Origin of the sequence: Rubrivirga sp., assembly GCF_049648075.1 — a bacterium.
In the GTDB taxonomy this organism is placed as follows: Bacteria; Bacteroidota; Rhodothermia; order Rhodothermales; family Rubricoccaceae; genus Rubrivirga.
This window is the reverse complement of record NZ_JBARYR010000101.1, coordinates 1-8,351: the sequence shown is the minus strand read 5'-3', so window position 1 is coordinate 8,351 and position 8,351 is coordinate 1. Positions and strand designations below refer to the sequence as shown.

The window sequence follows — 8,351 nt, the reverse complement described above, 5'->3', positions numbered from 1 at the left end:
ACCCGTCCGTGGGCCGAGCGGTCGTCGCGCCTGGTGACCTCGGGCGCGTCGTGCTCAACCTGCTCAGGAACGCGTACCACGCCCTGGGCCAACGCGACGGCCCCAGTGGCGAGCAGCCTCTCCGGGTCTCGACCCACCGCCACGGTGACCTCGCCGAGGTCGTCGTCGCTGACAGCGGAGTGGGGATGTCGGCCGAAGTGGCCGCCCGTGCCTTCGAGCCGTTCTTCACCACCAAGCCGACGGGCTCGGGAACGGGTCTCGGGCTGTCGCTGGCCTACGAGATCGTGACGGAGGGCCACGGTGGCAGGATGGACCTGGACTCTCAAGAGGGCGTTGGCACGACCGTCCGCCTGACGATCCCCGCGCCGGTGCAGGCCGGCGAGCCCGTCTAGCCCACGCGTGCGAACCCCAGGCTCCGCGGCGCGACCCGCCCAAAGTGCTCGCGCACGCCCTCGAGGCCGGGTGCCATCAGCGTCGAGTCCTGGGCTGCGACCTCGAAGGCCGCTTCCCGCGCCTCGACCAAGATGTCCGCGTCCCGGACCACGTCCGCGATCTTGAGGTCGGCGACGCCGGACTGGCGCGTGCCAAAAAAGTCGCCGGCGCCCCTCAGGCGCAGGTCCGCCTCCGAGATCTCGAAGCCGTCCGTCGTGGACTCCATGACCTCCAAGCGCTCGGTGGACTCGGCGGAGCGTTTGTAGCTCGCCATCAGAAAACAGTAGCTCTGGTCCGCGCCGCGCCCGACGCGTCCTCGAAGCTGGTGGAGCTGCGCCAGCCCGAACCGCTCGGCGTGCTCGATCACCATGACCGTCGCGTTCGGCACGTCGACGCCGACCTCGATGACGGTCGTCGCGACCAGGACGTCGGACTCGTGGGCCTTGAACCGGTCCATCGCCTCCTCCTTCTCGTACGAGAACATCCGTCCGTGGACCAAGTCGACGCGGTACGGGCGCAGCAGCTCCATCAGCTCTTGCGCCCCGTTCTCGGCGTCCTTGACGTCGGCCATCGTCTCGGACTCGGATTCCTCGACCAAGGGGTACACGACGTACGCCTGCCGGCCCTCGCGGAGCTGGCGCTTGACGAAGTCCAACATCTCGTCGCGGCGCTTGTCGCTGAACACCTTGGTGTCGATCGGCTTGCGGCCGGCCGGCATCTCGTCGATGGCTGAGACGTCGAGGTCGCCGTAGACCGTCATCGCGAGCGAGCGCGGGATCGGCGTCGCCGTCATCATCAAGACGTGGGGGCGCTGGCCCTTGGAGAACATCCGCGCGCGCTGGACGACTCCGAAGCGGTGCTGCTCATCTACGACGGTGAGGCCGAGGTTCTGGAAGGCCACCTTGTCCTCGATGATGGCGTGCGTCCCGACGACCGCGTGGGCCGTCCCGTCGGCGATCTCCCCCAGAATCTCTTGGCGCAGCTTCTTGCGCTGACCACCGATCAGCAGCCGCGTCTCGAGCCCGAGCGGCTCCAGGAATTTGCGGACGTTGGCGTAGTGCTGCTCGGTCAGGATCTCGGTCGGCGCCATGAACGCGGCCTGGTAGCCGGCGTCGACGGCCATCAGCATCGCGGCCACGCCGACGACCGTCTTGCCAGACCCGACGTCGCCCTGGATCAGACGGTTCATCTGCCGCCCGCTCGCCGTGTCGTCGGCCACGACCTCGAGGACGCGCTTTTGGGCGCCCGTCAACTCGAACGGCAGGACGTCTTGCAAGAAGCGCCAGGTGTAGTCGCCCGCGCCCTCGAGGACGATGCCTTTGCGGCGCTCCTGCTTGCCCTTGGTCATGGCCAGGAGCAACTGTAGGAAGAAGAACTCCTCGAACTTGAGGCGCCGCACGGCCCGGCCGCGCTCGGCGATGTCCTTCGGGAAGTGGACGGCGCGGACCGCGACGTTGCCCGGGATCAGCCCGTAGCGCTCGCGGACGGACTCCGGTAGGACCTCGGGAATCTCGAGGCCGTGCTCCTTGATGACGGTGTAGACCAGCTTGCGCAGCGTCCTCGAGTTGACGCCCACTTTTTCGAGCGCAGCCGTGCCGGGGTACAACGGGACGATGCGGCCGGTCGTGAGCGCCGCACTCGCGTCGTCGAGCTTGTCGGCCTCGGGGTGGGCCATCGAGAACTGCGAGCCGTACTTGTCGGCCTTGCCGTGGAAGGCGTACAGGTCGCCCTTGTTGTACATCCGGTGGATCCAGTTGGCGCCCCGGAACCAGACGCACTTGAGCGTGCCGCCGTCCTCGTCGGTGACTCGGAGCTCGAACCGGCTCCGGCCTCCTCGCCCCGGCACCAACCCTTTCGCGGTGACGGTCCCAACGACCGTGTACTCGCCGGGCTCGGTGATCTGACGGATCGGCGTGACGGTGCTCCGGTCGAGGTAGCGGCGCGGGTAGTACCGCAGCAGGTCGCGGAACGTGCGCACGCCGGCCTTGCGCAGCGGCTCGGCGCGGCGCTCGCCCACACCGGGCAGGTGTTCGATGTCGGTGTCGAGGACCGAGTCGTCGGAATCCGGGGCAGCCATGCCGAAATCTAGGACCGCCGTGTGACGACCGGTGCGTCAGCGGGCGTCGCCCTCGAGGTCGATTGGTGGCTCGAGATGGCACGGTCGTCCTCGAGGACGGATCTTCGCGGTCCTACCACCCACTCGGCTATGTCTCGTCTCCTTCTCGCCGTGGCCCTCGTCGGCCTGGCCGGCTGCACGTCCTCGAGGACGGCCGAGCCGCCGACGACCGTCGGAGATCCCGTGAGCGACCTGCTGGTCGGACGGTGGGACATGACCCGTGTCTACGAGCGCGGCCAGGACGTCACGGACCAGCACGACCCGGCCGACGACCGCTTTATCGAGCTCTACGCCGACGGCACGTTCGAGAGCGGGGGCCAACCCTACGGCCGCAACACGGGCCGGTGGACCTACGACCACGCGCGCCGAGACCTCGTTCTCGATTCCGATCTCGGACCGGAGGACGACAGCCAGTGGGTCGTCACGCTGCGGGGCGACGAGATGGAGTGGGGCGGCGCGGGCTCCGAGTTCGCCCGGCGCTTTCGAATCACGTCTCGCCGCGTGAGCCGTTAGCCTACAGCGCCCTCGAAGACGACGACCTGCGATAGGGCGACCTCGAAGCCGCGCGCGGCGCCCCGCCCTCGAGGCCGCGTGATCCTCTCGCTCCAGCGTTGACGTAGGGAAGGGACCACGATTGGATCCCACCATGTTGGCTCGCTGGCTCACCGTCATAGCGGCTCTCCTGTTCGGCGCCGGGTGCTCCGGCACCCCCTCGTTCCTCGGCCCGCCCAGGCCCGCGCCGTTCGTTCCGGACTCGCTCGCGGCCAACGTCGCCGTGCTCGCGTTCGAGAACAACACGGGCGACCCGCGCTACGACCCGCTCGGCCGAGGGCTGGCCCACATGATGACGAGCGACCTGTCGGCGGTGCCGACGCTCAACCTGGTCGAGCGCGACCAACTCCAGGCGCTGATCGATGAGCTCGGCTTGCAGCAGACGGCCCACTTCGACCAGGAGACCGCGCTCCAAGTCGGCCTGTTCATCGGCGCCGATCATATCGTTCTAGGATCGATCTCGGCAATGCAGCCTGAGATGCGCCTGGACACGCGCGTTGTCAACGTGGAAACGGCCGAGGTCGTCCAGACGGCGACGGTCACAGGCGACGAGAACGCCTTGTTCGACCTCCAGCAACGGCTCGCGGTCTCTCTCATCGACGGCATCGACGTGGTCATGACCGACGAGGCGCGCGACCTGCTGACAGCGCAGCAGGAAGCCAACCGGATCGACCGCGTCGAGACGGCCGTAACGTTCTCGGAGGCCTTGAGCCTGTACGATCAGGGCGAGTTCACGACCGCCGCCCAGCGCCTGTTCGTGGTCCAGCAGGAGGCGCCGGCCTCGCAGCTCGTGTCCGTCGCGTTCCAGATGGCTCGGCAAGCGGGACAGCGCGAGCTCGGCCGGTCCATTCGAGGACGGATCGACAACTACCTCCGCAGCCGCCGCGACTCGACGCAGGCGCAGTAGTCGTTGGCTGCGCCGGCCTTCCTGCTCTCGAGGCCCTACCCGACAGTCCGAACCCAGGCGATGTAGTCGAGAGCAGGCGGGCTGAGACCCGCTGCTCTCAGCGTCATACAGGCCTGCCCTCGATGGTGCGCCGCGTGCAGCAGGACATGGTCGAGAATGTCTACGACCGAGGTCTCGAACGCGACGCCCGTCGTGTTCCGGTACCGAACGACAGTAGCTGCGCCGGCCTGCTGGCTATCGAGGTCTAGGGCCCCATCGAGGACGTGCTCCCAGTCGCTCGTCGTCGTCTCCAGCAAGGCGCGGCAGCCGTCGACCTCGAGGTCGGGCCACACCGCCACGTCGACGGGCTGGCCGACCACGCGTTGGTGCCAGACGCGATCTGCTGCCAAGGCGTGTGCGAACACCAGCGTCGCGTCTCGGACAGGGTCGGCCTCGAGGGCGGCGCACAGCGTTTCGCCCGCCCAAGCGTGGTGTCGGAACCGGCGACGGAATCGGGAGAGAGGCGTCATCGGCCTGCAATGAGTCGGGAGAATGGTACGGTGTGCATTCCGTATCGACCGCTTAAGTCCACGATCTGGCCTGCCGATTCCCCCGTGGGGAGATTTCGGACGCGATGGCACGGCAGTTGGTGAGGGGCCAGGTAGCTCACACCCCTTCAGCGCCATGACCACCACGGTCGCCACCCAGTCTCTCGCCCCGCTCCTCTCGGGCTACATCTCAGGCAACGTCAGCGACGACGCCATGTCCCGGTTCGACGACCTGTTCGTGGACACCGCCGCGACGCCCGGTCAGCGCGAGGCGTTCGCCCAGTTTTACCTCGACGCGCTCGCATTTGGGGACGCCGTCGAGGCCTTCCCGACCACGGAGGACGCGACGGGCATCCTGTCCGTGATTCAGGCGTAGGCGACGGGCTTCGGTCCCGCCTATGAGTACCTGCCCAGACCACCTGCCCTCGACGCCCGACGGGCGCTACTTCGTCCACGGCGGACGGCTGTGGCGTTGCTCGAACCCCGCCCTCGAGGACGACGAGCGGGACCGGCTCACGCGTGAGCTGATGGACGCTCGGCGCGCAGTGGGCACGGCCAAGCGGGCCAGCGACCCGGACGCGGAAAAAGAGGCGAGGTCCCGCGTCCACCAAGCGAAGGTGGCGCTGGGAGAGCGCGGACCGACGTGGTGGGACGGCGAGGACCACAACCGGCACGCCCCGAAAAACACGCCCTACGCCGAGTGGTGGGCCGGCCTCGAGGACGATCAGCGAGCACCGGGTGAGTGATCCTGCGCCACGTCCGTCCGAGCAGGGAGGCCGACGCGTCGACCTCGAGGACGGGAGATGGACGACGAAAAGGGCCACCCAGCGTGATGCCAGGTGGCCCGAGCGCCCTCATAGTGGGGCGAGGCGCGGATCGAGCGAGGTGCCTAGTTGCTCAGCACCGGCTCGTTGATGCGGGTGCGGAGATACGTCTCACGCTGCCCGTAATAGTCGTAGACGCCCTCCACGAACTGGGGGTCAGGGTTCGACGGCCAGTCGTTGACTGGGAAGCCGGGGGCGTTTTCGAACCGGTCCTTCGGCACGTCGAGGACGAAGCGCTCGTCGGTGCGGTCGATGGTGAAGGCCTCGAGGGGGACGGCGAACAGCTTGTCGCCGATGCCCAAGAACCCGCCGAAGTCGAGGACGGCGTACTGGACGCGGCCGGACTGGGGATCGATCATCAAGTCCTTGATGGACCCGAGCGACTCACCCTGCGGGTTGACGATGGTGGTGTTCTCGATGGACGAGCTTGAGAGAAGTGTATTCATTGCAAAAGATGTGATGTTTGAATCAGTGACCGAAATTATTGCTTTCCCGGTTCGGTATTTAGTATGTATATATTCGTGCAATGTTTTAAAGCAAGCGTGAATCATTTTGGGTTGGCGTTGTGGAGTCGTGACGATCCGGCCGTTTAATCAATCGGTGCACCGGACCGATACTGCCCGTCCTACCGCAACGCCGTCATGACTCGGTTCTTGGTTCTCTCCTCCGCACTCGTTCTGTCCGCCTGCTCGACCACGGGAGGTCTCGGCCCCAACGGCTGGGCTGCTCCTCGTGGTGATCGTCCGTCCGAGCCCATCGTTGAAGCTCCTCCGCGAGCCGAGCCCGAGCGCCCGTCGCGGCCGACTCCTCCCCGCCCGCCTCGGGCCGAGGATCCCGCTGACGACCGCGTCTCGACCACGTCCGGCTTGGTGATCCCTGTCGTCGGCATCGAGGGCGACGACTTGCGCGACACGTTCAACGCGCCGCGTTCCGGTGGCCGCACGCACAACGCGATCGACATCGCCGCGCCGACGGGGACGCCGCTCGTGGCCGTCGAGGACGGCGTGATCTCGCGGAAGCACTGGAACCGCCTGGGCGGCCGCACGCTCTACCTGACCTCGAGCGACGGCCGCACCGACTACTACTACGCGCACCTCGACGAGTACGAGGACGGCATCGAGATCGGCACGCGCGTGCGGCGCGGACAGGTCCTCGGGACCGTGGGCGCGACAGGGAACGCTCGTGGTGCGCACTTGCACTTCCAGGTGCTCGACAAGAGCGGGGGCGGGCGCGGGACGCCCATCAACCCGTACTACCTGCTGCGGACGGCCTCGCTCGCGGTCGCCGACTAGGGGGCGTCGTCCTCGAGGGTGGTGATCGCTCCGAGGACGAATGACGGTACCTGAGAAGCGGCCTCGCTCGGCGTCCGAGGAGAGCGCCGAGTGCGTGCGATCTTCGGTCCATGAGCGACGCCCCCATCTTGGTCCCCGACGCCGGCCTCGAGGTCGTAGATCCGGTCGCGGCGCCGGCGCACGTCCCGGCCGTCGTGCTGGGATGGGTCGAGGCCGGCGCGTTCGACGAGGCGCAGCGAGCGGCGTTCAAGAAGGCCCGTGCGATGGTCCGGAGTGCCCTGCGCGCCGAACTGCCGGGCTTCGCGTGGTCGTTCCCCTACGTCCGGCGGCGTGACCTGGGCGTGGGCGTCCTCGCGGTCGAGCCGGTCGACTTGCTGGACGCGGGCGTGACCGAGCGGCGGCTAGCCGGTTGGGACTTCGCGTTCGTGGTGACCGCTTCCGACCTGCACGCTCGTTTCCGGCCGTTCACGCTTGCGACGCCGTCTCAGGCCCTCGACACGGCCGCGTTGTCCATCGCCCGGCTCGACCCGGCCGTGCGCGACACCGACATGACGGACGAGGAGCGGACAGAGCGGCTGGCCCACCGGATCGCGGCGCTCGCGCTGCACTCGTTCGGCCACCTCAACGGCCTCGATCACGAGACGCGTCCCGAGGCCGTGATGTACCCGCCCAAGGCGCCGTCCGACCTCGACGCGTCGTCGCTCGCGTTCACCTCCGAGAACCAGATCGAGATCCGGCAAGAGGTCGCCGACGTGGCGGACCCTCGGATGGAGGAGGAGTCCATCTTCGAGACGCTGAGCGCGCCCGCGTTCGCGCTCAAGGCCGTCGTCCTAAACTGGGCCGACATCGCGGACACGGTCCTGCAGATCCGCCCGTGGCGCTTCCCGTTTCAGCTCTCGAAGCTGACGACCGCGGCGTTCTCGACGCTCGTCGTGCTGGTGATGACGGCCGAGGCGTGGGACCTGGGGACCCGGCAGCCGTGGTGGCTCATCATCGCGCTCTCGGCCGTCGCGATCGTCGGGACGAGCGGGTACCTGGTGCGCAAGCAGGGTCTCTTGGCCCGGCGGCACGGTCACGCGCGGACAGAGCAGCAAGTGGTCCAGGCGGTCTCGATCCTGCTCGCCCTAGCTCTCGGCATGCTGACAACGTACGGGCTGCTGTTTGGGACCACACTCGTCCTGCGGACGTTGTTTTTCGACCCGGCCATCCTGGACGGCTGGTCGGCCTCGCTGGGACGTCCGGTCGGGCCGGACGAGGTGCTCGTCTTCGCCGGCTTCGTCGCGGCGCTCGGCCTGGGCGTCGGCGCCTTGGGCGGCAGCTTCGAGGACCAGACCTACTTCCGCCACGTCGCCTACGTCGATGAAGAGACCTAAGCGCTCGCGTCCTCGAGGACGACGGTTCCTCCGGCACGGGTCGCCCTCGAGGTCGGTCCTGTCGCTGTGCGCGCTCGTCATCCTGGCGTCGTGTGGGAACGACGTGTCCACGGCAGGCCCGTTCGACGAGCCTTCGACCGCCGGCCCGTTCGTGGAGGGCGGACCGGGGACGCTGTTTCCCGGCCTCGAGGGCGCGGCGTTGCTCGACGCCGTCGACCGGGGCTACTCGCCGGCCCGGACGTTGGGCTACGGACCCGCTCGCGACGAGATGTACGGTTGGGAGCAGTCGACCTACGGCGCGGTCTGCGCCGTGTACACGGGCTACTGC

At 68.1% G+C, this 8,351-nt stretch carries 11 protein-coding genes; 8 read left to right on the top strand and 3 right to left on the bottom strand.

The features are described from left to right. Window positions 1-392: sensor histidine kinase (locus WBA11_RS02820; RefSeq protein WP_424519208.1), on the top strand; the 392-nt coding region annotated here is incomplete at its 5' end. Here the strand turns inward: WBA11_RS02820 and recG are convergent. Further along, window positions 389-2,509: an ATP-dependent DNA helicase RecG gene (gene recG, locus WBA11_RS02815; protein WP_424519207.1), complete on the bottom strand. Its 2,121-nt coding sequence runs from the start codon at window positions 2,507-2,509 to the stop codon at window positions 389-391. The genes WBA11_RS02820 and recG overlap by 4 nt on opposite strands. A gap of 129 nt (window positions 2,510-2,638) precedes the next feature. Here recG and WBA11_RS02810 point away from each other — a divergent pair, with 129 nt between their 5' ends. Both WBA11_RS02810 and WBA11_RS02805 read left to right on the top strand, forming a co-directional pair. After that, on the top strand, window positions 2,639-3,061 hold the full coding sequence (locus WBA11_RS02810) for a hypothetical protein (RefSeq protein WP_424519206.1): 423 nt from the start codon (window positions 2,639-2,641) through the stop codon (window positions 3,059-3,061). A gap of 133 nt (window positions 3,062-3,194) precedes the next feature. Then, the gene (locus WBA11_RS02805) at window positions 3,195-4,007 is read left to right on the top strand and encodes a CsgG/HfaB family protein (RefSeq protein WP_424519205.1); all 813 of its coding nucleotides are present in this window, start codon (window positions 3,195-3,197) and stop codon (window positions 4,005-4,007) included. A 35-nt stretch (window positions 4,008-4,042) separates the two neighbouring features. Here the strand turns inward: WBA11_RS02805 and WBA11_RS02800 are convergent, their stop codons facing one another. Then, a complete protein-coding gene (locus tag WBA11_RS02800; RefSeq protein WP_424519204.1) occupies window positions 4,043-4,516 on the bottom strand; it encodes a DinB family protein in 474 nt (157 codons plus the stop codon). Between the two features lie 154 nt (window positions 4,517-4,670). Between WBA11_RS02800 and WBA11_RS02795 the strand changes: the two genes are divergently transcribed. Next, a complete protein-coding gene (locus WBA11_RS02795) occupies window positions 4,671-4,910 on the top strand; it encodes a hypothetical protein (protein ID WP_424519203.1) in 240 nt (79 codons plus the stop codon). A gap of 22 nt (window positions 4,911-4,932) precedes the next feature. Beyond that, on the top strand, window positions 4,933-5,280 hold the full coding sequence (locus tag WBA11_RS02790; RefSeq protein ID WP_424519202.1) for a hypothetical protein: 348 nt from the start codon (window positions 4,933-4,935) through the stop codon (window positions 5,278-5,280). Between the two features lie 143 nt (window positions 5,281-5,423). On the opposite strand, the gene WBA11_RS02785 is transcribed toward WBA11_RS02790, so the two are convergent. Next, window positions 5,424-5,804 (bottom strand): PRC-barrel domain-containing protein, encoded by a 381-nt coding sequence (locus WBA11_RS02785; protein ID WP_424519201.1) that lies wholly within the window; start codon window positions 5,802-5,804, stop codon window positions 5,424-5,426. 423 nt (window positions 5,805-6,227) lie between these two features. On the opposite strand from WBA11_RS02785, the gene WBA11_RS02780 reads away from it, so the two are divergent. The 3 genes from WBA11_RS02780 to WBA11_RS02770 all read left to right on the top strand — a co-directional run. After that, entirely contained in the window at window positions 6,228-6,650 is a 423-nt protein-coding gene (locus WBA11_RS02780) for a M23 family metallopeptidase (protein ID WP_424519200.1), read from the top strand. A 110-nt stretch (window positions 6,651-6,760) separates the two neighbouring features. Continuing rightward, window positions 6,761-8,023, top strand: coding sequence for a DUF2391 domain-containing protein (locus tag WBA11_RS02775; protein ID WP_424519199.1), 1,263 nt, complete (start codon window positions 6,761-6,763; stop codon window positions 8,021-8,023). Further along, the coding region (locus WBA11_RS02770; protein ID WP_424519198.1) for a hypothetical protein at window positions 8,010-8,351 on the top strand (342 nt) is incomplete at its 3' end. The genes WBA11_RS02775 and WBA11_RS02770, both read left to right, overlap by 14 nt.